Source organism: Streptosporangium amethystogenes subsp. fukuiense (assembly GCF_042665875.1).
Classification (GTDB): Bacteria; Actinomycetota; Actinomycetes; order Streptosporangiales; family Streptosporangiaceae; genus Streptosporangium; species Streptosporangium fukuiense.
Genome location: NZ_JBHTEE010000001.1, coordinates 5,130,923 through 5,155,252, shown reverse-complemented (window position 1 = coordinate 5,155,252; position 24,330 = coordinate 5,130,923). Strand labels below are relative to the sequence as shown.

Below are 24,330 nucleotides of genomic sequence, written 5' to 3'. Positions count from 1 at the left end.
AGTGGCCGTCGCACGCACGCGCTGCGTCGCCCTGGTCGGGGTGACCGGCCGTCTCGTCGAGATCGAGGCCGACATCGGCAGCGGTGTCGCGGGTCTGCACCTGATCGGCATGCTGGACACCGCGCTGAGCGAAGCCCGCGACCGGGTCCGCTCCGCCCTGGTCAACAGCCGGTACGCGTGGCCCGACGCCCGGATCACCGTCAGCCTGTTTCCCGCCAGCCTGCCCAAGCGGGGCAGCCTCTTCGACCTGGCGATCGCGATGGCCCTGCTCGCGGCGGCCGGATTCGTGCCCGCGGCCAGGGTCGCCGAGCCGTTCTTCCTGGGTGAACTGGGTCTCGACGGCTCGGTGCGGCCGGTGAGGGGTGTTCTCCCCGCGGTGCTGGCGGCCGTCGCCGCGGGTGCCCGCACCGTCGTCGTCCCCGCGCGCAACGCCGCCGAGGCGGGCCTGGTGCCGGGCGTGACCGTGATCCCCGCGACCACCCTGGGGGCGCTGGTGAGCGGGCTGCGGAGCGGCGAGTCGCCGGGAGGCGTCCTGGACGGTGCCGGAGATCCCGGTCACCGGGCCGCGCGCCCGCTCCCGTCGGGATGTCCCGGCGAGACCGTCCCCGGGCACGACCTGGGAGATCTGGGAGACGGCGCCGCCGGTGGCGCCGAGGACGGTCCCGACCTGGGAGACGTCGCCGGGCAACCCGTCGCCCGCCGCGCGCTGGAGGTCTGCGCCGCCGGTGGCCACAACCTCTGGATGCTCGGTCCTCCCGGCACCGGCAAGACCATGCTCGCCGAGCGGTTGCCGACCCTGCTGCCGGCCCTGGAGTGGGATCAGGCCCTGGAGGTGACCGCCATACACTCGGTCGCCGGAGTGCTGCCCAGGGATCGCCCCCTGCTGGTCCGCCCGCCGTTCGTGGCGCCACACCACACCGCGACCGTCGCGTCCGTCATCGGCGGGGGCAGCGGGATGATCCGTCCCGGTGCGGTCTCACTGGCCCACCGGGGAGTGCTCTTTCTCGACGAGGCCCCCGAGTTCTCGACGACCGTTCTCGACGCGCTCAGGCAGCCGCTCGAATCGGGCCGGGTGACGGTCTCCAGGGCGCTGGGGGCGGTGACCTTCCCCGCCAGGTTCGCGCTGGTGCTGGCGGCCAACAGGTGCCCGTGCGCGCGGCCCTCCACCCCCAAGGATCCGTGCGGGTGCGCTCCCGCCGCCCGCCGCCGCTATCTCGCCAGGCTCTCCGGCCCGCTGCTCGACCGGGTGGACGTCAAGGTCAGCCTGGCCAGGTCGACCCGGCGCGAACTCCTCGCCGACCGCCGCTTCATCGAGCCCAGCAGGGTGGTGGCGGAGCGGGTGCTGCTCGCCCGTGAGCGCGCCGCCAAGCGGTTCGCGAACACGCCGTGGCGCTGCAACGCGGAGATGCCCGCTCGCGCCCTCCACGCCGAGTACCGGCCGCCGCCCGCGGCGATGTCACCGCTGCTCCGGTATCTCGACAGCGGCCTGTTGAGCGCCCGGGGTCTTGACCGGATCATCAAACTGGCCTGGACCCTGGCCGATCTCGCCGGCAAGGACCGGCCGGAGCCGCACGAGACCAACTCCGCCCTCGGGCTGTGGCTGGGGGAGGAACGTTGAACGACAGGCTCGCGCGTCTCACTCTGATGCGCCTGGCCGAACCGGGTGACACCGCGATGGGCGCGCTCGTCGCCCTGCGCGGCCCGCAGGCCGCCGTCGCACTGGTCCGGGAGGGCGCCGCGGACGCGGATCTCACCCGATGGTTCGCCGACACCCACGGCCGCCCGGCTGGGGGTCCCGGTCCCTGCGACGAGGACTCCGGTCGGTACGGCAGGGGCTCGGACCGAGGTGGGGGAGGGGCCGGTGTGCCCGACGGCGTCTCAGGCAGCGTCTCAGGGGCGGGCGGTGGCAGGAGGGCCGGGTGGGACGGACGGCTCGCGGCCAGGTTCGACCGGATGGTCGCCTCCTGGGCGGCCCGGCTGAGGACGGCCGACCCCGAGCGCGATCTGGCCGAGGGCGAGCGGATAGGCGCCAGGCTGGTGATTCCCGGCGATGCCGAGTGGCCGAGCCAGCTGGATGACCTGGGAGACTCCCGGCCCCATGCGCTCTGGCTGCACGGCGACGCCGACCTGCGATTCTCCTGCCTCAGATCCGTTGCCGTCGTGGGTTCCCGGGCCGCCACGCCATACGGCACGCACGTGGCGGCGGAGCTCGGGGCGGGACTGGGCGAGAGGGGATGGGGGGTCGTCTCCGGCGGCGCCTACGGCATCGACGGCGCCGCCCACCGCGGTGCGCTCGCCTGCGAGGCACCGACCGTCGTCGTGCTCGCCTGTGGCGCCGACGTCGCCTATCCCAGCGCGCACCAGCAGCTGTTCGCGGCCGTTCGGGCGCAGGGGGTGCTGGTCAGCGAAAGTCCCATGGGCGCGCACCCGACCCGGCCGAGGTTCCTGGTCAGGAACCGTCTCATCGCGGCCCTGTCACGGAGCACCGTGGTCGTCGAGGCCGCCGTGCGCAGCGGGGCGCTCAACACCGCCGGGCACGCGGTCGTGCTCAACCGGCAGCTGGCCGCGGTGCCGGGCCCGGTGACCTCGGATGCCTCGGCAGGGTGCCATCGGCTGATCCGCCAGGGCAAAGCCGTCTGCGTCACCGGTGCCGAGGAGGTGATCGAGCTCGCCGGAACGATGGGCACCGACCTGGCCCCCGAAGCGCGCGGGCCGGTGCTCTCCCGTGACCGGCTCGACCCGGAGAGCAGGAAGGTCGTCGAGGCCATGCCCACCCGGATCGGCATGGGGCCGGCGACGATAGCCGTCGCCGCGGGCGTCGACCTGGAGACCGTGCTCTCCTGTCTCGGCGGCCTGGCCGCCGCGGGCTACGTCGAGCGCGTCTCCCAGGGCTGGCGTCTCCGCGCCGATCGTCCTTTCGGCGGATAGCCACCTCCCGGGCCGGGCGGGCACACCCGCCCGGTCCCGGAGGTGGCCGCCTTGGCATCCGGCCCGCCCATCGGTGATCACCGCTGTGCGGGATGGCCGGCGAGATCCCGGCCGGGCCACAGGGGGAGCAGGCGGACCTGGCCGTGACCGAGAAGGAGCAGGGGGTCGAGATAGGCGCGGTCGCGGAGCAGACCCCAGTGCAGGCAGGCGGTGGGGCAGTGCCCGGGGACGTCCTGGAGGACGCCGATCACCTCGCCGGTGGCCACCGCCCGACCGCGTCCCACCGAGGGCCGGACGGGCAGGTAGGTCGTCCGCAGGCCGTCGGAGTGGAGCACGGTCACCACTCCACGGTCTGCGAGCGGGCCCGCGTAGCCGACCGTTCCGGCTCCCGCGGCGCGCACCTCGGCTCCGGGTGACGCGGCGAGGTCGGTGCCCCTGTGGCCGGCCAGCCACGGCTGCGCCGGTGGCGCGAACTCCCTGAGCACCCGTGGCCGCCCGGCGAGCGGCCATCCCCAGACCGGACGCGTCGACCCGGCCGTGCCGAGTGCGGCCCCGCGGCCGGTTGCTCCGCCGGTTTCTCCGCCGGGGGACGCGAGGGCGGTCGCGTGGTGGGCTCCGGCCGCCGGAATGGCCAGGATCAGCGAGCAGAGCACGGCTCGCAGCCCCATGGCGGGGAAGGGTCTCATGCCTGCGAGCATGCGGACCAGCGGTGTGGCGGATATGGGCCGAACTGGATTCTGTGGATAGGCGGCCGAGGCTGTGGAGGGATCACGTGGTCGAAGAACGTATTCGCGAGCTGGCGGCCGAGGTGGGGATCGAGCTGCCACCGGTACGGGTGACCGGGGATGATCCGGTACTGCCTTCCGTCTTCCGGGTGGGCGGTGCCGCCGCCGTCGCCGTCGGAGCCGCCACCGCGGCGGCCGCGGCGCTCGGGGGAGGCGGGCGTGAGGTGGCGGTGGACGTACGGGAGGCGGCGGCGGCCTTCAGGGACGAGCGTCACTTCAGGATCGACGGAGTCGCCGGGGAGCTGTGGGCACCTCTCTCGGGGGACTACCGCGCGGCCGATGGCTGGGTCCGGTTGCACTGCAACTTCGACCACCACCGTGACGCGGCTCTCGCGGCGCTGGGACTTCCCCCGGACGCGGGCAGGGACGCCGTCGTGCGCGCCTGCGCCGGCCGTGCCGCCGTCGAGGTCGAGGAGTCGGTGACGGCCGCGGGGGGATGCGCCGCGGCCATGCGCAGCCGTGCCGAATGGCGCGAGCACCCCCAGGCCCGGGGGGTCGCCGCGGCGCCGCTCGTCGGCCTGACGCGGCTCGGTGACACCCGGCTCGGCGACCCCGGCGGTGTGCGGGCCCCGAGGAGGGGAGGAAGGCGGCCGCTGGACGGGGTGCGGGTGCTCGACCTGACCAGGGTGATCGCGGGGCCGGTGGCGACACGCACGCTGGCGGCCCACGGTGCCCAGGTGCTCAGGGTGGGCGCCGGGCACCTTCCAGAGGTGCCGGGGCTGGTGATCGGCACCGCGTTCGGCAAGCGGTCCTGTCACCTCGACCTGAGGACGGCGGCCGGGAGTGCCGCGCTGCGCGATCTGGTGGCCGGGGCGGACGTGTTCGTGCAGTCCTACCGGCCGGGGGCCCTCCGATCGCTGGGGTTCGGCCCCGGGGAACTGGCGGCGATCAGGCCGGGGATCGTCTGCGTGGACGTCTCGGCGTACGGGGGGCACGGGCCGTGGGCGCTCCGGCGCGGGTTCGACAGCCTGGTGCAGATGGCCTGCGGCATCGCGCACGAGGGGGGCGACGGGTCACGGCCACACCCGCTTCCCGCCCAGGTCCTCGACCACGCCACCGGCTACCTGGCCGCTTTCGGGGCGATGGCCGCCCTGCTCCGCCGTTCCGCCGAGGGAGGCTCCTGGAGGGTCGAGCTCTCCCTGGCGGGGACCGCGCGATGGCTGGACGGCCTCGGCCGGGTCGACGGCGCGGCCACCCCGGAGCCGGAGGTCGCCGATCTGATCGAGGAGACGGACAGCGCCTTCGGCCGCCTGACCTATCTCCGGCCCCCCGGCACCGTCGGCGGCGTCTCGCCGTACTGGGCGAGCCCGCCTCCGGAGAACGGCGAGCACCCGCCCGCCTGGTGGTGAGGCGGCCGCGTGGGGCATCCGGTCACCGTGTCGAAGCGCTGGAGGAGTGGCGGAGGGGGGAGAGGCCGATCCACACGAGCGTGGTCAGCACCCCGGCCGCGGAGATCCACAGCACCGGGCGGAGCCCCAGCAACTCGCCGAGCAGGCCACCGGCCAGGCTGCCGAGGGTGAGTACGCCCTGGGTCGTGAAGGACATCGTGGCGTTGACCCGGCCGCGCAGTTCGGTGGGGGTCTCGCGCAGGGTGATGGCGCCCATGCAGACGGAGAAGGCCACGATGGCCATGCCGGAGGTCACCGCGGTGGTGGACATGAGCAGGAGGCTGCGCCACGCCGGGCCGCCGGCGAGCGCCGCGACCGCGTAGTCGACGGGAAAGAGCAGGGTGGCGCAGACCAGCACCCGGTTCTCACCGAATCGTCTGGTCAGGCGTGGTACCACGGCGGCGCCGAGCAGACCGCCGATGCCGAAGCAGGCGGTGATCGCGCCGACCAGGCCCCCGGGCAGGTCGAGCACGTTGAGCGCGTAGATCACGAACAGTGCCATGTAGACGCCGCCGAAGAAGTTGATCGTCGTTCCGCTGCCGCAGAGCGCGCGGAGCACCGGGTGCCGGAGCACGGTGCCCAGGCCCTCGCGGATCTCGGTCCACATGCCGCGGGGGGGAGCGGGGGTGTGGGTCTCCGGCGCGGCGACCCTCCGGATCAGGAGCGCCGAGAGCAGGAAGGACAGGGCGTCGACCAGGATCGCGAACGGCGCGGTGATCAGCTGGACGAGCACTCCGGCGAGGCCGGGGCCGCTGACGCTCGCCACGGCGAAGGCCGACTGGAAGCCCGCGAGCGCCTCGGTTCGCTGGCTTTCGTGGACCACGGTGGCCAGGTGCGGGAAGTTGACCGCCCTGAAGATCACTGAGCAGGTGCCGACCACGAATGCCATCGCGATCAGCCAGGGCACGGTCAGCGTCCCGGTGATCCAGGCCACCGGGATGGTGGTCATGGCGACGGCCGCTACCAGGTCGCAGGCGACCATGACCGGCCGGTGCCGCCTCAGCCGGTCGGCGAGGGCACCCGCCTGGAGCCCGACCAGCAGGTAGGGCAGCGAGGTGGCGGCGGTGAGCAGGCCCATCTGGGTGGGGGAGGCACCGAGCAGGACGGCGGCGGTGAGCGGCACCGCCAGCCGGGAGACCTCGGCGCCGGTCTCGGTGACGGCACGGGCGGAGAGCAGCAGTCGGTAGTCGCGCTGTCTCCTGAGCGGGACCGGTTGGGGGGCGGCGTCGGAGGAAGCCTGAAGGGAATGCTTCATAGTTATGAAGCTAACCCTTCATAACTATGAAGGCAATACTTCAGATTTGGACTGGGTACGGTCTGCACATGACCGAGGCACGGAAGCACAGGTCCCTCACCGATCCCACGGCGATGCGCGCGCTGGCCCACCCCGCGCGGCTCGCGATCCTGAACCGGCTCCAGGCCGAGGGGCCCTGCACGGCGACCGAGGTCGCCGAGGTCATCGGGGTCACACCGAGCGCGGCCAGCTATCACCTGCGCATGCTCGCCAAGTACGGCTTCGTCGAGGACGCGCCCGCGCGCGGCGACGGCAGGGAGCGGCTGTGGCGCTCCAGTTCCGTGGGCCTGAGCGTCGCTCCCGATCCGGACGACGGCCCGGACGTACGCAGCGCCAAGGAGTTCCTGATCAAAGCCCTGCGGGACCAGGCCGCGGACGAGGTGACCCGGGCCATGGAGAACATGGAGCGGGAGTCCCTGGAGTGGCGCGAGGCCGCGCTGTTCAACCGCGCCGTCCTGCTGGTCGACGCCGATGAGCTGAAGCGGCTGAACGAGCGGATCGACGAGCTGCTCGCCCCCTACAAGACCACCGTCAGGGACCGGGCGGACGCTCCGCCCGGAGCCCGGATCGCCGAGGCGCAGATCAATCTCTTTCCCCGGGCCCGACGCCGGCCGCACGGCCTTCCCAGTGACGCGTAAGGGGCGCTTGACGACCGAAGGTCAGGGAGAGGCCCGGTTACGGGTACAATTTTTGGTGGCCCATTCGTCATGGGCCGACTTCGCATGCCCCGTCAAGAGCCGAGATCCCTCGGTCCGGGTGAGAGCCCGGCTGGATCCGGTTCGGGGCATCAGGGCGACAGCCGCAGGTTGTCGCGGCCAACCGAGAACAGCGCCCAGAGATGGGCGCCCCGATCTGGAGGACTATCAATGTCCACCCCCGTCGTCACCATGCGACAGCTGCTGGAAAGCGGCGTGCACTTCGGCCACCAGACCCGTCGCTGGAACCCGAAGATGAAGCGCTTCATCTTCACCGAGCGCAACGGCATCTACATCATCGACCTTCAGAAGTCGCTGGCCTTCATCGACAGGGCCTACGACTTCGTCAAGGAGACCGTCGCGCACGGCGGCACGATCATGTTCATCGGCACGAAGAAGCAGGCCCAGGAGGCCATCGCCGAGCAGGCCGCCCGCGTCGGCATGCCGTACGTCAACCAGCGTTGGCTGGGCGGCATGCTCACCAACTTCTCCACCGTGCACAAGAGGCTCCAGCGCCTGAAGGAGCTGGAGGAGCTCGACTTCGACAACGTGGCCGCCTCGGGGCTCACGAAGAAGGAGCTCCTCATGCGCCGTCGCGAGAAGGAGAAGCTTGAGCGCACCCTCGGCGGCATCCGGGACATGTCCCGGATTCCCAGCGCGGTGTGGGTCGTCGACACCAAGAAGGAGCACATCGGGATCAGCGAGGCTCGCAAGCTTCACATCCCGGTCGTGGCCATCCTCGACACCAACTGCGACCCCGACGAGGTCGACTACCCGATCCCGGGTAACGACGACGCCATCCGCGCCGTCGGCCTGCTGACCCGCGTCGTCGCCGACGCCGTCGCCGCCGGCCTGATGGCTCGCGCCGGTGCGGGCCGTGGCGACGACAAGCCGGCCGTCGCCGGTGGCGCCGAGCCGCTGGCCGAGTGGGAGCAGGAGCTGCTGGCCGGTAGTGCCGAGAGCGCCCCGGCCGCCGAGGCCGAGGTCGTGGAGGCCGCTGCCGAGACCGAGACCGCGGAGGCTCCCGCCGCCGAGGCCGAGACCACCGAGACCGCCGAGAAGCAGGCCTAGGTCATCTCCGTACGGTCTGGCCGTACGACCCGCAAGACCCTTCCGGGTGGGTGCCGCTCAGTCGGGGGCACCCACCCGATCCACGACGATTCCCACGAGGAAAAGACAATGGCTTCCGTGAACATGGCCGACGTCAAGCGGCTTCGTGAGCTGACCGCCGCCGGCATGATGGACTGCAAGAAGGCTCTTGAGGAGTCCGAGGGCGACTTCGACCGCGCGGTCGAGCTCCTCCGTCTCAAGGGCGCCAAGGACGTCGGCAAGCGTGAGGCTCGCACCGCCTCCAACGGCCTGGTCGCCCTGGAGCAGGACGGCGACTCCGCCGCCGCGCTGCTGGAGCTCAACTGCGAGACCGACTTCGTCGCCAAGGGCGAGCGTTTCCAGGAGCTCGCGGCCCAGGTCGTCAAGCACGTCCTGGCTTCCAGGCCGACCGACGTGCCCTCGCTGCTCGAGTCCGAGCTCGACGGCAAGAGCGTCAAGACGCACCTCGACGAGGCCAACGCCGCGCTCGGTGAGAAGATCGAGATCCGCCGGTTCGCCGTGCTCGAGGGCGGTTTCATCGGCTCCTACATGCACAAGACCGACCCCCAGCTTCCCCCGGCGGTCGGCGTGCTCGTGCAGCTCGACACCCCGAACGCCGGTGTCGCCAAGGACATCGCGCAGCACGCCGCCGCGATGGCCCCGAAGTACCTCAGCCCCGCCGAGGTGCCGGCCGACGTCATCGAGAAGGAGCGCGCGCTCTTCGAGGAGATGACCCGCGAGGAGGGCAAGCCCGAGGCGGCCATCGGCAAGATCGTCGACGGCCGCATCAACGGCTGGTACAAGGACTTCACCCTTCTTGAGCAGTCCTTCGTCAAGGACAACAAGAAGTCCGTCGCGAAGTTCGCGGACGAGAATGGTGTCAAGGTCCAGGCCTTCGTCCGCTTCAAGGTTGGCCAGGCCTAATTCCAGACATCCGCTCTTTGCGCAGAGCACCAAACGAGGAGGCCGCCGCCGTGCAGGAGAATCCAGGACCCGCCACGTCGGCGGTTTCTTCGTACTCGGATCCGCTTCGCTGGAAGCGGGTGATGTTGAAGCTGTCCGGTGAGGCGTTCGCCGGCGGCGAGCCGCTGGGCATCGACCCGGCGGTCGTGGGTCACCTCGCGGACTCGATCACCGAGGCCGTCCGAGGTGGTGTCCAGGTCTCGGTGGTCGTGGGCGGCGGCAACATGTTCCGGGGCGCCGCCCTCTCCGAGCGCGGCATGGACCGGGCGAGGGCCGACTACATGGGCATGCTCGGTACGGTCATCAACTGCCTGGCCCTCCAGGACTTCCTGGAGAAGCGGGGTGTCGACACCCGCGTCCAGACCGCCATCACCATGCAGCAGGTCGCCGAGCCGTTCCTGCCCCGCCGCGCCATCCGCCACCTGGAGAAGGGCCGAGTGGTCATCTTCGGTGCGGGGCTCGGTTCGCCGTTCTTCTCCACCGACACCTGCGCCGCGCAGCGAGCGCTGGAGATCGGTGCCGAGGCTCTGCTCAAGGGCACCCAGGTGGACGGCGTCTACGACGCCGACCCTCGTAAGAACCCCGATGCCGTCCGGTTCGACCATCTCGAATATGGTGAGGTGCTGACCCGCGGCCTGGGGGTCATGGACGCCACCGCCATCAGCCTGTGCATGGACAACAATCTTCCCATCGTGGTCTTCGACCTCATGGGTGAGGGCAACATCCTGCGGGCCGTGCGCGGTGAGAAGATCGGCACGCTGGTAAGTCCGGCACGTTAGGGAGCACCCCCGACGTAGCGAGCGGAGTGGTGCGTGAGGTAGGAGCGTGCCGCGAAGTGAGTGAGGAGTGGGGAGCGACCAGGAGACAGGGAGCGAGCCCGACGTAGCGAGCGGAGTGGTGCGTGAGGTAGGAGCGTGCCGCGAAGTGAGTGAGGAGTGGGGAGCGACCAGGAGACAGGGAGCGAGCCCGACGTAGCGAGCGGAGTGGAGCGCGAGGTAGGAGCGCCCCGCGAAGTGAGCGAGGATGGTGAGTGACCGAGAAGACAGGGAGCCGCTGTGATCGACGATACTCTCCTCGAAGCCGAGGAAAAGATGGACAAGGCCGTGTCGGTGGCGAAGGAAGACTTCGCAGGCATCCGCACCGGTCGGGTCACCCCGTCGATGTTCAACAAGATCAGCGCTGAGTACTACGGGACGCCCACTCCCATTCAGCAGCTTGCCTCGTTCCACGTGCCCGAGGCGCGCATGGTCATCATCCAGCCTTTTGACAAGAGCTCGATGGCCGCGATCGAGAAGGCGATCCGCAACTCGGACCTCGGTGTGAACCCTGGTAACGACGGAGCGGTGATCCGGGTGGCCTTCCCCGAGCTGTCGGAGGAGCGCCGCAAGGAGTACATCAAGGTCGCCAGGAACAAGGCGGAGCACTCCAAGGTCTCCATCCGTAACATTCGTCGTAATGCCAAGGAGATCCTGGACAAGCTGGTCAAGGATGGCGAGGCCGGTGAGGATGAGGTGCGCCGGGCGGAGAAGGAGCTTGACGATCTCACCCAGAAGCATGTCGCCAAGATTGACGAGCTGCTCAAGCACAAGGAATCCGAGCTGCTTGAGGTTTGATCCATGATCCTTGTCCCGCGCGGGCGCTCCGTGCGGGACAAGGATTTTGTGTATGTATGAAAGTAGGACCCCCTGTGGAACCCGTGGCGGGCAGTAGCCGTACCGGCCGGAATCTCCCCGCTGCGGTGGCGGTAGGTCTCGCCCTGGCGGCGGTCACCATAGCCTCCCTCTACTTCGTAAAGGTGCTCTTCCTCGTCGTGGTGATCGCGGCGGTGGGCGTCGGAGTGACGGAGCTGGTCAGGTCGTTCGAGGAAAGGGAGATCAGGATCCCGCTGATCCCGGTTCTGGTCGGCATGGCCGCCATGCTGACCGGCGCCTACTGGGGCGGGCCCGCCGCTCTGGTCGGCGTCTTCGCGATGACCGTGCTGGTGCTGATGATCTGGCGGATGTTCCTGGGCACCGAGAACTACGTCCGCGACATCACCGCGACCGTCCTGGTCGTCGTCTATCCCTCCCTGCTCGCGGGGTTCGCGGCGCTGCTTCTCGCCCACCCGACCAAGGGCGCGGACCTGGTGCTCGTCTTCATCGCCACCACGGTCGCGAGCGACATCGGTGGATATTTCGCCGGGATATCCCTTGGCAGGCACAAGATGTCCCCGACGATCAGTCCGAAGAAGACCTGGGAGGGCTTCGCCGGCTCGGCACTGGCCTGCATGGCCGTGGGCGGCTGGCTGGTGGCGTGGCTGCTGAAGGACGACATCTGGAAGGGTGTCCTCCTCGGCGCGGTCGTGGTGGTCTTCGCCACCCTCGGTGACCTGGTCGAGTCGGTGATCAAGCGTGACCTCGGCGTCAAGGACATGAGCAGCGTGCTTCCCGGCCACGGCGGCATGATGGACCGCCTCGACTCCCTCGTCGTGGCGCTGATTCCGGTCTGGGTGCTGTTCACCCTGCTGCTGTGAGGGGGCTTCATCCGGTCCCGGTGAGCCGGGTCGCCGACAGGCGCGGAAGCACCGCCCGGTAGCCCTCGGCCGAGACCAGGTTCAGCTCGTCCGGCGTGATCGGGATGAGCCAGAGCCACTGGACGGAGTCCCCGCCGAAGGAGAAGCCCGACAGGTCGGGCAGCCCCGGTAGTCCGGTCAGCATCATGACCCCGCCGTAGGCGGAGCCGAGCGGGAAGGTCTCCGGCCGGTGGTACCACCTGGCGGTGTGGCCGTGACCCAGCCAGGTGACCGAGTGCCAGGGGTACTGTGCCAGCCACAGGAAGAGCCGGGCCGCGTCACGGGCGTCGCCGGGGGTGGCGACGGCGAGTTCGACCCGGGCGTAGGCGTCGGGCCGGTCGATGTACTGCTCGACGGTGGGCATCCGCTGGCAGCTCATCCCGACGGTGGACAGGATCGTGTACTCCCGGTCCCGCTCCGGCGGTCGCTCGGTGATGCCCACCGTGGGCATCCGCTCGCCTCCGGCGTCCCAGAACCGGCCCGCGGTGCCGGCCCTGCGGTCCAGATGGCCCATCACGAACTGCTGGAACGACGCCCAGGCGCCGTCGCCGCTCCGCCACTCCCAGTAGGCGCGGGCCTTGGCGATCCGGGAGGCCAGGCCGTCGTGGGCCTCCTCCAGCGACCAGGCGAGCGGGGACTCGCCCAGCGCGTCGCGGCAGTAGCCGGGCATTCCCCGGTTCATGTCCGCCCAGCCGGGAATGACCGCGAGCAACTCCTCGTTCTCGTACAGGGCGACGCCGTCGCCCTCCTCGAACCACAGCGCCCGCAGCGCGCCCAGGGGGCCTCTGCCGTCAGGGTGCCGGGTGTTCGCCCGAGGGGCGGTCGGCGGGAGTACGGAGTCCAGCCGGTCCCGGTCGAGCCCTTCGGGAGCGGGGCCGTGATTGGCCAGCCAGACGGCTCCGTGCACCTCCCCCTGCGAACCGCACAGGTAAGCTACCGAGGAAGTCTCGTCGCGTTCGACCACCAGGGTGCGGCTCCGGTAGGGATTGACGTCGGTGAGCACGACCTCGACGCCGTCTCCCCGCTCTCCCGTGGGGCGGTTTGTCGCCATACCTCCGGACTCTAGATTACGGTCGGGCACCGCTTCGAGTATTCGCGTAACCGTCGAGAGAAGGCATTGGACGTGTCGACTGCCAGTCCGTCCGGGACCCCCGTACCCGGCCAGCTCACCTTCGTGGCGCCGCGCCGGGCCAAGCCCGCCCGCCACCTGGCCGATCTGACCATGGCCGAGCGCCGGGCGGCGGTCACCGAGCTGGGCGAGAAGCCGTTCCGTGCCGACCAGCTCTCCCGGCACTACTTCGAGAAGCTCAACGGCGACCCCGCGCTGATGACGGATCTTCCGGCCGCCGCCAGGGAGAAGTTCGCCGCCGCGTTCTTCCCCAGCCTGCTGACCTCCGTCCGGGAGATGACCACCGACGCCGGCACCACCCGTAAGACGCTGTGGCGGCTCTTCGACGGCGCGCTGGTCGAGTCGGTGCTGATGCGCTACACCGACCGTACGACCATGTGCGTGTCCTCGCAGGCGGGCTGCGGCATGAACTGCCCGTTCTGCGCCACCGGCCAGGCGGGCCTGACCCGCAACATGACCACCGCCGAGATCGTCGAGCAGGTCGTGGCCGGAGCGCGGGCGCTGGCCGCCGGTGAGGTTCCCGGCGGTCCCGGGCGGGTCAGCAACGTGGTCTTCATGGGCATGGGCGAGCCGCTGGCCAACTACAAGGCCGTGGTCGGCGCCGTCCGCCGCATGGTCGAGCCCGCGCCCGACGGCCTGGGCATCTCCGCCCGGGGGATCACCGTCTCCACGGTCGGTCTGGTCCCGGCGATCGGCAAGCTCGCCGGGGAGGGGCTGCCGGTGACGCTGGCGCTCTCGCTGCACGCCCCCGACGACGAGCTCCGCGACACCCTGGTGCCGATCAACACCCGGTGGAAGGTCGCCGAGGTCCTCGACGCGGCCTGGGACTACGCGGCCAGGACCAAGCGCCGGGTCTCCATCGAGTACGCGCTGATCAAGGACATCAACGACCAGGAGTGGCGGGCCGACCTGCTCGGCAAACTGATCAAGAACAAGCTCGTGCACGTCAACCTGATCCCGCTCAACCCGACCCCGGGTTCCAAGTGGACCGCCTCCCGGCCCCAGGACGAGCGGGCCTTCGTCCGGCGCCTGGAGTTCCACGGTGTGCCGGTGACGGTCCGCGACACCCGCGGCCGCGAGATCGACGGCGCCTGCGGCCAGCTCGCCGCCGCCGAGTAACCTCCCTTTCTCTTACGGCTGCGCCCCCGAGGCGCCGACCGCCGCCCGGCGTACTCCCGCCGGGCGGCGCTCCTCTCCCGTCCGCGCTCCCCGCCACATCGTCGTTCGGCGCGGCGCGGCGCGGCTCGTCCGGACGTGGTGCCGGCCATGTCGATCCGGTCAGCGCATCGCCGTGCGGCCCGGCCTGATCCGAATGGATCCCCACCCCGCCCGGCATGTCCACGCCCGAGCCGGCCAGCGGTCAGGAAAATAGCGACCGCCCTGCCACATAGATGGCGACCGATCTGTCAGCGACCCAGCGACTAACCTGTCAGCAAACTAGCGGCTATCCTGTCAGCAGGCTTTGGCTGTGCCATGCTTATCCGATGGTCAGCGGCTCACGGACTCCTCTTGGCAGGGTCCTTCCACGGCATGCGGAAAGAGCCGTTGAAGAGGCTCTGGCCGACACCCGCGTCACCCTCGTCACTGGGGCGCGCCAGTGCGGTAAGAGCACTCTGGTCCGGCTTCTCGCCAAGGGGCGCGCGGGAGAGTGGCGTAATCTCGACACCCCTGCCGCCCGCCAGGCCGCGATCACCGACCCCGCCGGTTTCGTCGCGTTCCCCGAGCTGATGGTCATCGACGAGATCCAGCGGGTCCCCGAGCTGTTGCTCGCCATCAAGGAACAGGTGGACGCCGACCCGAGACCGGGCCGCTATCTGCTGACCGGATCAGCCCGGGTGCTCGGGCTCCGGGCGCTTCCTGACGCCCTGCCCGGCCGGATGGAGACCATCGAGCTGTGGCCTTTCTCGCAAGGCGAGATCGACGGCACGGCCGATGGGTTCGTGGACGCGCTCTTCGCCGAGCGCGATGACCTGCACCACACGTCGGAGACCAGCCGCGCCGAGTACGCGGAGCGGGTTGTCCGAGGTGGATTTCCCGAGGCGGTGTCACGATCCAACGTCCGCAGACGGGAGCGGTTCCTCGACTCGTACGTCGCGGACCTCATTGCGCGAGACGTGAGTCAGTTGGCGGAGATCGAGCGAACAGCGGGGATGCGGGCTCTGATCCGGCTGCTGGCCGCCAGGTCGGGCCAGCTGCTGGTCCCCGGTTCCCTGAGCAACGGGATCGGGCTGTCCGCGAGCACGGTCCATCGCTACCTGGGGCTGCTGGAAGAGGTCTTCCTGATCAAGCGGATCCCCGCCTGGTCGCGCAACCTCGGCAGCCGTGCGATCGGGACGCCCAAGATGGCCTTCGTCGACTCGGGGATCGCGGCCAACCTTCTGGGAGCCGACTCACGGAGCCTGGTCCGTCCCGAAGGCGCGTTCGGCCCGCTTCTGGAGGGCTTTGTTCTTATGGAGTTGGCTCGCCAGCTCACCTGGTCCGAAGAGCGCGTGGAGTTGTTCCACTACCGGACCAAGGACAAGGTGGAGGTGGACGCCGTCCTGGAGAACAGGCAGGGACTCGTGGTCGGCATAGAGGTGAAGGCATCCTCTACCGTGCGGCCGGATGACTTCAAGGGATTGCGCCACCTCGCGAACCGGCTTGGTGATGATTTCGCGGTGGGGGTTGTTCTCTATACCGGGACGCAGACGCTTCCGTTCGGTGAGCGGATGCGTGCCATGCCGGTGAGCACTCTCTGGGAGGTCGGCGCTTCGTGAGCCGGGTCCCTTAGGGATTCAGGCGGCGCAGGCGTGCGTACAGGGTGAGGCCCGCGGCGGTCCAGAACAGGGTGGCGGCGGAGACGGGGAGCAGCGCCTCGTCGAGCAGGCCGTCGTTGGCGGCGCGCATCCAGGGCATGATCGGCACCGAGAGGCGGCCCACGGGGGTCAGGCTGATCAGCAGCAGGGCGAGGTAGCCGCCGAACAGGGCGAGCATCGAGACCGCGGGGGAGGCCAGGATCGACCGGCTGGTCAGCGCGCCCAGCGCGGTCCCGGCGCTCACGCCGAGCAGGTGCAGCGCGATGCCGCCTGCCAGGTCGGCGGGGGCGGGCGTGGCGGCGAAGCCGTGGATCAGCGGGAGCCCGATCGCGATCGTCGCCAGGCCGAGGTTGACCGTCAGCGCGGCGAGCAGTCCGGCCCCGATCTCACGGCCCGGTCGCCCGGCCGCCGTCATGGAGATCAGCCGCTGGGTCGGGGGCTCGGTGTCGAGCAGCCCGCGGGAGGCCCAGGCGAAGATGAGGATCAGCATTCCGGCCGAGTCGGCGTACGCGGACAGCTCCTTGCCGGGCGGGGTCAGCGTGGCGGAGAAGATGGCCAGCATTATCAGGAGCCCGATCACCGGCTGGAACAGCCGGTGCGACCGGGCGTAGGCGGAGAGCTTGAAACGCGCGAGATGGATCATGATGACCGCCTGGTGAGATAGCCGTCGGCGCGGAGCTTCTGTTCCACCTCGTCGGCGTCGCCGGCGTCCACGATCACCTCGATGACCGCCTGGCGCGCCGACGGCTCGGGCACCCGGGGCGGCAGGCGGTCGGCGTCCCGTGGGTGAGCGGGCCGGATGTCGGCCGGGCGCGCTCCGGGCTCGGGCGTGTGCGGGGTGACGGTGGCGTCGGCGACGAGCCAGTGGACGGCGCCGGGGAAGGTCCGGAGCTGGTTCTGGTGGTCGCTGACCACGACCATGCCGCCGGCCGAGGAGATCTCGTCGATGATCAGGGGGAGTTCGGCGCGGGTCTGCTCGTCCAGTCCGGCGAAGGGTTCGTCCAGGATCAGCAGGTCCGGCGGGGTCAGTAGCGCCTGGATAAGCCCGATCTTCTGCGCGCTGCCCTTGGACAGGTCGCCCAGCGGTTGCTCCAGGAGGTGGGAGGCGTTCAGGCGTCCGGCCAGTTCCACGGCGGAGGCGGGGGAGCCGCCCCGGATCCTGGACATGTGGGCCAGGTAGGCGGCGACGGTGAACGGCTGGTCGGTGGGGAACACGTCGGGGGCGTAGCCCACGGTGCCGGGCCGGTCGGAGACCGAGCCGTGGGAAGGGGGGAGGAATCCCGCGAGCAGCCGCAGCAGCGTCGACTTCCCGGCGCCGTTGTGGCCGGTGACCTCGGTGACGGAACCCGGGTGGAGCGAGAGCTCGACGTCCTTCAGGATCCAGGGGCCTCGGCGGGAGTATCGGAAGGACACCTGGGAGAGCCGCATAAGCGGTCACCATACCGGGATCATTCACTTATCGGGGGAATCTCCGGCGTCACGTCGGCCGCGCCGGAACGCTCCGCTCCCGCACGGTTTCGACGCCCGCCACGGCCCTCGACCCCGTTCGCGACACTGTTCCGATTACTCGCTTTTACCCGGCAATTCCCCTCAGAATGGAGGTCATCGACTGAAAGGCCAATAGGCGAGAGGCGAAAGGACGCGGGGTTGAACCGCTTTCCACGGGTTCTCGGGGTGCGTACGGGATATGACCCCGATCAGGTGGATCTGCTGGTCCGCCGGATCGAGGGCACCCTCGGCAGGGGCGCCCCGGAGGGGGAGCCGATCACCGCGGACGAGATCCGCGACGCCCGTTTCCGCACGAAGCTCGGCGGCTACCACGAGATCGCCGTCGACTTCGCGCTGGAGGCCTTCATCGTGGCGATCGAGACTCGGCCCACCGGGGCGGACGGACGTCCGATCGTTCCCGCGCGCCGGCAGCCCGTGCCCTGGCCGACCGCGCCCCAGGAACAGGAGTGGGCACAGCGCGCCGAGCCGCCGCTCCGGGATCCGGAAGCGGCCCCGGTCGCCCGGCATCCCGGAGCCACCGAGCGGGAACCGGTGGCCGTCGCCCGGCATCCTGGAGCGGCCGGGTGGGAGCCGGTGGCCGGCGGGTCGCCGGAACCGCTCGGCGCCGACGAGATCGAGGAGCACGCCGTCCGGGTCGAGCGGGCCGCCTTCAGGCCCGGACGGCTCGGCATGGGCTACAACGAGGACCAGGTCGACACCTTCCTCGACCGGATCGTGGCCACCCTGCGCGGCACCACCGACCAGCCCCTCACCCCCGACGAGGTGCGCGGAGCGAGGTTCGCCACGGTGCTGCTGAGGCCGGGCTACGCGGTCGGCGAGGTCGACGAGTTCCTCGCCGACCTGGCGGGTGTCCTTGAGGCCCGCCTCGGCCGTTGAGGTGTCAGCGGGTGCCCCAGGAGTAGGTCTGCTTGTGCAGCTTGAGGTAGACGAAGGTCTCGGTGGCGCGGACCGTGGGGATGGCCCGGATCTTGCCGAGGATCTCCAGGAGGTGCTGGTCGCTCTCGCAGACGACCTCGACCATGATGTCGAGCGACCCGGCGGTCAGCACCACGTAGTCGATCTCCTTTATGGCCGACAGCTCGTTGGCCACGATCTCCAGGTCGCCCTCGCACTTGATGCCGATCATGGCCTGGCGGGAGAAGCCCAGGGTCAACGGGTCGGTCACCGCGACGATCTGCATGACTCCCGCGTCGATCAGGCGCTGGACCCGCTGGCGTACCGCCGCCTCGGACAACCCCACGGCCTTGCCGATGGCGGCATAGGGCTTGCGCCCGTCCGCCTGCAGCTGTTCGATGATCTGCTTGGAGATCTCGTCGAGGACGACGGGGCCTGACCTGGCGTCGTTGTCGCGGCGTACCTTGGGTGGCGTCGTCATCCGCGCTCCCTGGCGTCATATTGCGGGGCTGTTTCCGGCGTGTTGCGGCTCCGATGCGACATGCTGTCACTTTCGGGCCGTCTGTCAAGCGATTTCGTAGCAATTTGGTATCTTAACAACGAAATCCCTTGTCGTACGGCTCTTGCTCTGTAAGAGTCGCGACAACTCAGCCCCGATCCATAGGAGGCCGACGGTGACCACCCCGGTTGAGACCAGTGAGCTCCCCCGCCTGAAGAACTACGTCAACGGTGAGCTCGTGGAGGCCCGGAGCGGCCGGTTCTCCGACGTCATCGACCCCTGCACCGGAGAGACCTACCTTAGTGCTCCCATCTCCGGTGCCGAGGACGTCGACGCCGCCTACGCCGCCGCTGCCGCCGCGTTCGAGTCGTGGGGGCGGACCACTCCGGGCGAGCGCGCCAACCTGCTCCTGAAGGTGGCCGACGCGATCGAGGCGCGGGCCGAGGAGCTGAACGAGGCCGAGTGCCTCAACACCGGCAAGCCGCGCGCCCGGATGGCCGAGGACGAGACCCCGGTCGCCGCCGACCACTTCCGCTTCTTCGCCGGCGCCGCCCGCACCCTGGAGGGGCCGACCTCCGGTGAGTTCCTGGCCGAGCACACCTCGGTCATCAGGCACGAGCCGATCGGCGTGGTGGGCCAGGTGACGCCGTGGAACTACCCGATGATGATGGCGGTCTGGAAGATCGCCCCGGCGCTCGCCGCGGGTAACACCGTCGTGCTCAAGCCCTCCGACACCACCCCCGTCTCCACGGTCAAGCTGGCCGAGATCCTCGGCGAGGTCCTGCCGAAGGGTGTCTTCAACGTCGTCGTCGGCGACCGGGAGACCGGCGCGCTGGTCGTCGGCCACCCGACCGCGTCGATGGTCGCGATCACCGGTTCCGTCGGCGCCGGCATGGCCGTGGCCAGGAGCGCCGCCGAGGACCTCAAGCGGGTCCACCTGGAGCTGGGCGGCAAGGCGCCCGTCATCGTGTTCGACGACGTCAAGGACCTCAAGGCCGCCGCCGAGTCCATCGCCACCGCGGGCCTGTACAACGCCGGCCAGGACTGCACCGCGGCCTGCCGCGTGCTGGTCCACGAGGACGCCCACGACGAGTTCGTCACCGCGCTCACCGAGGCGGTGGCGAGCACCGTGACGGGCGACCTCTCCGACACGGAGGCCCTGTACGGCCCGCTCAACAACGCCGAGCAGCTGGCCCGCGTCACCGGCTTCCTCGACCGGGTCCCCGGCCACGCCAAGGTCCTGACCGGCGGGAACCGGGTCGGCGAGCGGGGCTACTTCTTCGCTCCCACGCTCGTCGACGGCCTGAGGCAGGACGACGAGATGGTGCAGAACGAGGTGTTCGGGCCGGTCATCACGGTCCAGACCTTCTCCGACGAGGCGGACGCGGTGGCCAAGGCCAACGACGTCAGGTACGGCCTGTCGGGCTCGGTGTGGACCTCCGACCACGGTCGGGCGATGCGGGTGTCGAACCGTCTCGAATTCGGTGTCGTCTGGGTCAACACTCACATCCCATTCGTCTCAGAAATGCCGCACGGAGGCTTTAAGCACTCCGGTTACGGCAAGGATTTGTCCGTTTTTGGCCTGCACGACTACCTTCGCGTCAAGCACGTCATGCACTACATCGGCGAATAGCCGCGAACAGAGGGATAAGCCTGGCATGACCGAAATCCAGGTGGGTGCGGAGGCGGCCGACGCCGCCTCTCGCTCGCCCCAAACGCCCGCGATCGAACTTGATGGGGTCGTCAAGGAGTATGTCTCCCACGGCGAGGTCGTCCAGGCGGTCAAGGGGGTCACCCTGACGATCGCCGAGGGGGAGTTCTTCTCGCTCCTCGGCCCCTCGGGCTGTGGCAAGACCACCACCATGCGAATGATCGCCGGGTTCGAGGATCCGTCGCGGGGCAACGTGCGGCTGCACGGCCAGGACGTCACCAACGTCCCCCCCAACAAGCGCGACGTCAACATGGTCTTCCAGTCGTACGCCCTCTTCCCGCACATGAACGTCTGGGAGAACGTCGCCTTCGGCCTCAGGCGCAAGAAGGTGGCCGAGGCCGAGATCAAGCGCCGCGTCGGCGAGATCCTGGAGATCGTCGACCTCACCGGGCGCGAGAAGCGCCGCCCCCGTGAGATGTCCGGGGGCCAGCAGCAGCGGGTCGCCCTGGCGCGGGCCCTGGTCAACAAGCCCCGGGCGCTCCTGCTGGACGAGCCGCTCGGCGCCCTCGACCTCAAGCTCCGCCAGGCCATGCAGATCGAGCTCAAGCGCATCCAGCGTGAGGTCGGCATCACCTTCGTGTACGTCACCCACGACCAGAGCGAGGCGCTCACCATGAGTGACCGCATCGCGGTCATGAACGACGGCATGGTCGAGCAGCTGGGCACCCCGAGAGAGATCTACGAGCGGCCGGCGACCACCTTCGTGGCCGGCTTCATCGGCACGTCCAACCTGCTCAGCGGCACCGTCGACCGTCTCCGGTCCGGTTTCGCGGTGCTTAGGCTGGGCGATGAGGACCAGGTGCTCACCGAGGGCGGATCGTTCGCGGCCGGGGAAGCGATCGCGATCACGGTGCGCCCGGAGAAGATCAGTATTTCCACCGAGGAGCCCACCGGAGACCTCAGCGTCGTACGAGGCGTCGTCTCCGAGGTGGTCTACCTGGGGCTCTACAACTCCTACACGGTCAGTCTGGCCCAGGGGGCAGAGATGACCGTCTTCCAGCAGAACGCGCTCGACAGCACGAGTACGGCGGAGCGTGGCGACGCCGTTTGGCTGTCGTGGCGGCCGCAGCACTCGTACGCGATCGGAAGTTGAGTCCGCTATGTACTCCCGCATGAACCCCGCCTTCCTGCGTGGCATGACGCAGAGCCGCTCCGTCACCCGCCGTGACGCCCTCCGCCTGGGGGGAATGTCGGCCGCCGGTCTGGCCCTCGCCGCCTGCGGCGTGCAGGGCAAGAAGGTGGAGGCGCCCCGGCAGGACGCCGTCGCCGAGTACTGGGGCTCCAAGAAGAAGAACGGCACGCTGCGCTTCGCCAACTGGCCGCTCTACATCGACAAGGACGGCAAGCGGTACCCGTCCCTGGAGATGTTCGAGGCCGACACCGGCATCAAGGTGACCTACACGGAGGCCATCCAGGACATCCCCACGTTCTTCGGCAAGATCCAGCCGCTGCTCGCCGCCAACAACGACATCGGCTACGACCTGATGGTCCTGACCAACGGCCTGCAGCTGTCCAAGGCCATCGCGCTGGGCTACCTCGTTCCGCTCGACCACTCCAAGCTGCCGAACTTCGCCGCCAACGCCACCTCCGTGGTCAAGAACCCCACCTGGGACCCGAACAACGCCCACACGGTCCCGTGGGCGGGCGGCCTTACCGGCATCGCCTACAACCCCAAGTACGTGGACGATGTCAAGAGCGTCGCCGACCTGTGGAACCCCAAGTACAAGGGCAAGGTCGGCATGATGCTCGACACCCAGGAGGTCGCCAACTTCGGCATGTTCGCCCTGGGCATCGACCCCGACAAGTCGACCGAGGCCGACTGGAGGAAGGCGGGGGAGAAGCTCAAGCAGCAGCGCGACGCGGGTCTGGTGCGCAAGTACTACGAGAACGACTACGTCGACGCCCTGGCCAGGGGAGACATCTGGATCACCATGGCCTGGTCGGGTGACATCTTCCAGCAGGTCGCCGAGGGCAAGGACCTGAGGTTCGTGGTGCCCGAGGAGGGCGGCACGATCTGGACGGACAACCTGTGCATCCCGAAGACCTCGCAGAACCCGGTCGACGCGCTGACCTTCATGGACTACGTCTACCAGCCGAAGATCGCCACGATGCTGGTCGAGGCCATCAACTACATCACGCCGGTCTCCTCCGCCAAGGACCTGGTCCTCGCCGACGCCGCCAAGGCCACCGGCAAGGAGAAGGCGGCGCTGGAGCAGATCGCCGAGAGCCCGATGATCTTCCCCTCGGAGGCGGACATGGCCAAGCTGCGGTCGTACAAGAAGCTGAACCCGGGTGAGGAGAAGGTCTTCGAGGACATCTTCCAGCCGATCACGCAGGGTTAGGCCGATGAGAGAGCGAACCAGACGGGAAGGGGCAAGCGGCCGGTGAAACGCCTCGCCCCCTACCTGCTCATCCTGCCCGGCGGACTCTGGCTGGCGATCTTCCTGGTGGTGCCGATGGTCTTCATGGCCTCGGTCTCCACCCAGGAGGGCGACGTGGTCAACGGGTTCGTCCAGACGTTCAACTTCTCGGTGTACGGCGACGCCCTGGTGCAGTACAGGACCCAGTTCCTGCGCTCGGCCGGGTACGGGCTGGTCGCGACCGTCGTCTCCATCGCGCTGGCCTACCCGATGGCCTACTGGATCGCGTTCAAGGGCGGCAACCGCAAGTCCACCTACCTGCTGCTGGTGCTGCTGCCGTTCTTCGTCTCCTTCGTGCTGCGCACGGTGTCCTGGCGGTTCCTGCTCGCCGACGACGGCATGCTGCTCTCGCCGCTCAAGTCGGCAGGACTGCTGCCCGAGGACTTCCACGTGCTGCAGACGACGTTCGCGGTGATCGGCGGCCTGGTCTACAACTACCTGCCGTTCATGATCCTGCCGATCTACGTCGCGCTGGAGCGGGTGGACCCCAAGGTGGTCGAGGCCGCCCAGGACCTGTACGCGGCCAAGCGCGAGGCGTTCACCAAGATCGTGCTGCCGCTCTCGCTGCCCGGCGTGTTCGCCGGGGTGCTGATGACGTTCGTCCCGATGACCGCGGACTACGTCAACGCCGGCATCCTCGGCGGCCCGGAGAACACGATGATCGGCAACATCATCCAGACCGAGTACCTGGTCAACAACGACTACCCGACCGCCGCCGCGCTGTCGTTCACGCTGATGGCGGCGATGCTGATCGGCATCTTCGCCTACGCCAAGGCGCTCGGTACCGAGAACGTCCTGGAGGCGGCGGCCCGATGAGCCCTGACACCCTCCGCGGGGTGAGCGCCCGCGAAACCGAGGTCCCCGGCGAGGCGCCCACCAGGCGGAGGTCCCCGCTGAACACGAGGCGGCTGGGTGACCGGCTGCTCCGGGCCTACGTCTGGCTGATCATCGCCTGGCTGTTCCTGCCGATCGCAGTCATGATCGTTTTCGGCTTCAACGACACCCAGAGCAAGTCGAACGTGACCTGGCAGGGCTTCACCCTCAGGTGGTGGGGCCGCCTGGACGAGTATCCCGAACTGGTCACGGCGGTGCTCAACTCGCTCAAGATCGCCGTGCTCGCCACGGTGATCACGACGCTGATCGGCACGCTCATGGGCCTGGCCCTGGGCCGCTACCGCTTCCGCGGGCAGGGCGCGACCAACCTGGTGATGTTCGCCGCGATCGCCTCGCCCGAACTCGTCATGGGCGCCTCGCTGCTCTCGCTGTTCATCAGCGCCGGCGTGCAGACCGGCTTCGCGACCGTGGTCATCGCGCACGTGCTCTTCTCGCTCTCCTTCGTGGCGATCACCGTGCGCGCCCGGGTGATCGGGCTCGACCGGTCGATCGAGGAGGCGGCGCGCGACCTGGGCGCGTCCACCTGGACCACGTTCTGGCGGATCACCTTCCCGATGATCCTGCCCGGTGTCGTCTCCGGCGCGCTGCTGGCCTTCGCGCTCTCCATCGACGACTTCGTGATCACCCAGTTCACCAGTGGTGCCACCCAGACGTTCCCGCTGTGGATCTGGGGTGCCACCCGTATCGGGGTGCCGCCTCAGGTCAACATCCTCGGGACGCTTATATTCGCGGTAGGCGTCGCCATCGCCGTGTTCAACACGGTCAGCTCGCGCCGCCGCACCTAGC

23 protein-coding genes are annotated in these 24,330 nt (G+C 69.5%); 17 read left to right on the top strand and 6 right to left on the bottom strand.

The window, feature by feature from the left end:
* The first annotated feature begins 1 nt into the window (after window position 1).
* Entirely contained in the window at window positions 2–1,618 is a 1,617-nt protein-coding gene (locus tag ACFQVD_RS21940) for a YifB family Mg chelatase-like AAA ATPase (RefSeq protein WP_343971790.1), read from the top strand.
* A complete protein-coding gene (dprA, locus tag ACFQVD_RS21935) occupies window positions 1,615–2,928 on the top strand; it encodes a DNA-processing protein DprA (RefSeq protein ID WP_343971789.1) in 1,314 nt (437 codons plus the stop codon). Before ACFQVD_RS21940 ends, dprA begins: the two co-directional genes overlap by 4 nt.
* A 77-nt stretch (window positions 2,929–3,005) precedes the next feature.
* Here the strand turns inward: dprA and ACFQVD_RS21930 are convergent, their stop codons facing one another.
* Window positions 3,006–3,614: a murein hydrolase activator EnvC family protein gene (locus ACFQVD_RS21930; protein ID WP_343971788.1), complete on the bottom strand. Its 609-nt coding sequence runs from the start codon at window positions 3,612–3,614 to the stop codon at window positions 3,006–3,008.
* Between the two features lie 86 nt (window positions 3,615–3,700).
* On the opposite strand from ACFQVD_RS21930, the gene ACFQVD_RS21925 reads away from it, so the two are divergent.
* Window positions 3,701–5,062 (top strand): CoA transferase, encoded by a 1,362-nt coding sequence (locus ACFQVD_RS21925; RefSeq protein ID WP_343971787.1) that lies wholly within the window; start codon window positions 3,701–3,703, stop codon window positions 5,060–5,062.
* A 22-nt stretch (window positions 5,063–5,084) separates the two neighbouring features.
* Here the strand turns inward: ACFQVD_RS21925 and ACFQVD_RS21920 are convergent, their stop codons facing one another.
* The gene (locus ACFQVD_RS21920; RefSeq protein ID WP_343971785.1) at window positions 5,085–6,356 is read right to left on the bottom strand and encodes an MFS transporter; all 1,272 of its coding nucleotides are present in this window, start codon (window positions 6,354–6,356) and stop codon (window positions 5,085–5,087) included.
* 68 nt (window positions 6,357–6,424) lie between these two features.
* On the opposite strand from ACFQVD_RS21920, the gene ACFQVD_RS21915 reads away from it, so the two are divergent.
* The 6 genes from ACFQVD_RS21915 (at window position 6,425) to ACFQVD_RS21890 (ending at window position 11,654) form a co-directional block, all read left to right on the top strand.
* Entirely contained in the window at window positions 6,425–7,033 is a 609-nt protein-coding gene (locus ACFQVD_RS21915; RefSeq protein WP_343971783.1) for an ArsR/SmtB family transcription factor, read from the top strand.
* Window positions 7,034–7,261: 228 nt separating this feature from the next.
* Window positions 7,262–8,161 (top strand): 30S ribosomal protein S2, encoded by a 900-nt coding sequence (rpsB, locus tag ACFQVD_RS21910; protein ID WP_343971780.1) that lies wholly within the window; start codon window positions 7,262–7,264, stop codon window positions 8,159–8,161.
* 108 nt (window positions 8,162–8,269) lie between these two features.
* Window positions 8,270–9,103 carry a translation elongation factor Ts gene (gene tsf, locus ACFQVD_RS21905; protein ID WP_343971777.1) on the top strand — a complete coding sequence of 278 codons (834 nt, stop codon included), beginning with the start codon at window positions 8,270–8,272 and terminating at the stop codon, window positions 9,101–9,103.
* A gap of 122 nt (window positions 9,104–9,225) precedes the next feature.
* Entirely contained in the window at window positions 9,226–9,921 is a 696-nt protein-coding gene (gene pyrH / locus ACFQVD_RS21900; RefSeq protein WP_245651402.1) for a UMP kinase, read from the top strand.
* 276 nt (window positions 9,922–10,197) lie between these two features.
* Window positions 10,198–10,755 (top strand): ribosome recycling factor, encoded by a 558-nt coding sequence (gene frr / locus ACFQVD_RS21895; protein ID WP_343971771.1) that lies wholly within the window; start codon window positions 10,198–10,200, stop codon window positions 10,753–10,755.
* A 56-nt stretch (window positions 10,756–10,811) separates the two neighbouring features.
* A complete protein-coding gene (locus ACFQVD_RS21890; RefSeq protein ID WP_343971768.1) occupies window positions 10,812–11,654 on the top strand; it encodes a phosphatidate cytidylyltransferase in 843 nt (280 codons plus the stop codon).
* A 7-nt stretch (window positions 11,655–11,661) separates the two neighbouring features.
* Here ACFQVD_RS21890 and ACFQVD_RS21885 read toward each other — a convergent pair whose 3' ends face one another.
* A complete protein-coding gene (locus tag ACFQVD_RS21885; protein WP_343971765.1) occupies window positions 11,662–12,744 on the bottom strand; it encodes a suppressor of fused domain protein in 1,083 nt (360 codons plus the stop codon).
* A gap of 72 nt (window positions 12,745–12,816) precedes the next feature.
* On the opposite strand from ACFQVD_RS21885, the gene rlmN reads away from it, so the two are divergent.
* On the top strand, window positions 12,817–13,941 hold the full coding sequence (rlmN, locus tag ACFQVD_RS21880; RefSeq protein WP_343971762.1) for a 23S rRNA (adenine(2503)-C(2))-methyltransferase RlmN: 1,125 nt from the start codon (window positions 12,817–12,819) through the stop codon (window positions 13,939–13,941).
* Window positions 13,942–14,306: 365 nt separating this feature from the next.
* Entirely contained in the window at window positions 14,307–15,578 is a 1,272-nt protein-coding gene (locus ACFQVD_RS21875; RefSeq protein WP_343971759.1) for an ATP-binding protein, read from the top strand.
* Between the two features lie 10 nt (window positions 15,579–15,588).
* Here the strand turns inward: ACFQVD_RS21875 and ACFQVD_RS21870 are convergent, their stop codons facing one another.
* Together ACFQVD_RS21870 and ACFQVD_RS21865 are read right to left on the bottom strand one after the other, a co-directional pair.
* Window positions 15,589–16,260, bottom strand: coding sequence for a hypothetical protein (locus tag ACFQVD_RS21870; protein ID WP_343971756.1), 672 nt, complete (start codon window positions 16,258–16,260; stop codon window positions 15,589–15,591).
* Window positions 16,257–17,045 carry an ABC transporter ATP-binding protein gene (locus tag ACFQVD_RS21865; protein ID WP_343971753.1) on the bottom strand — a complete coding sequence of 263 codons (789 nt, stop codon included), beginning with the start codon at window positions 17,043–17,045 and terminating at the stop codon, window positions 16,257–16,259. The genes ACFQVD_RS21870 and ACFQVD_RS21865 overlap by 4 nt, the downstream gene beginning before the upstream one ends.
* Window positions 17,046–17,291: 246 nt before the next feature.
* Here ACFQVD_RS21865 and ACFQVD_RS21860 point away from each other — a divergent pair, with 246 nt between their 5' ends.
* On the top strand, window positions 17,292–18,002 hold the full coding sequence (locus ACFQVD_RS21860) for a DivIVA domain-containing protein (protein WP_343971750.1): 711 nt from the start codon (window positions 17,292–17,294) through the stop codon (window positions 18,000–18,002).
* 4 nt (window positions 18,003–18,006) lie between these two features.
* Here ACFQVD_RS21860 and ACFQVD_RS21855 read toward each other — a convergent pair whose 3' ends face one another.
* The gene (locus ACFQVD_RS21855) at window positions 18,007–18,501 is read right to left on the bottom strand and encodes an Lrp/AsnC family transcriptional regulator (protein ID WP_030906137.1); all 495 of its coding nucleotides are present in this window, start codon (window positions 18,499–18,501) and stop codon (window positions 18,007–18,009) included.
* A gap of 193 nt (window positions 18,502–18,694) precedes the next feature.
* Here ACFQVD_RS21855 and ACFQVD_RS21850 point away from each other — a divergent pair, with 193 nt between their 5' ends.
* From ACFQVD_RS21850 to ACFQVD_RS21830, 5 genes are read left to right on the top strand one after another with little or no spacing between them, the layout of a single operon-like run.
* The gene (locus tag ACFQVD_RS21850) at window positions 18,695–20,152 is read left to right on the top strand and encodes a gamma-aminobutyraldehyde dehydrogenase (RefSeq protein ID WP_343971741.1); all 1,458 of its coding nucleotides are present in this window, start codon (window positions 18,695–18,697) and stop codon (window positions 20,150–20,152) included.
* 25 nt (window positions 20,153–20,177) lie between these two features.
* A complete protein-coding gene (locus ACFQVD_RS21845; RefSeq protein ID WP_343971738.1) occupies window positions 20,178–21,323 on the top strand; it encodes an ABC transporter ATP-binding protein in 1,146 nt (381 codons plus the stop codon).
* Window positions 21,324–21,330: 7 nt separating this feature from the next.
* Window positions 21,331–22,572: a polyamine ABC transporter substrate-binding protein gene (locus tag ACFQVD_RS21840; protein ID WP_343971735.1), complete on the top strand. Its 1,242-nt coding sequence runs from the start codon at window positions 21,331–21,333 to the stop codon at window positions 22,570–22,572.
* Between the two features lie 42 nt (window positions 22,573–22,614).
* A complete protein-coding gene (locus ACFQVD_RS21835) occupies window positions 22,615–23,466 on the top strand; it encodes an ABC transporter permease (protein ID WP_343971732.1) in 852 nt (283 codons plus the stop codon).
* A gap of 20 nt (window positions 23,467–23,486) precedes the next feature.
* A complete protein-coding gene (locus ACFQVD_RS21830; protein ID WP_386271898.1) occupies window positions 23,487–24,329 on the top strand; it encodes an ABC transporter permease in 843 nt (280 codons plus the stop codon).
* The last annotated feature ends 1 nt before the right edge of the window (window position 24,330 follow it).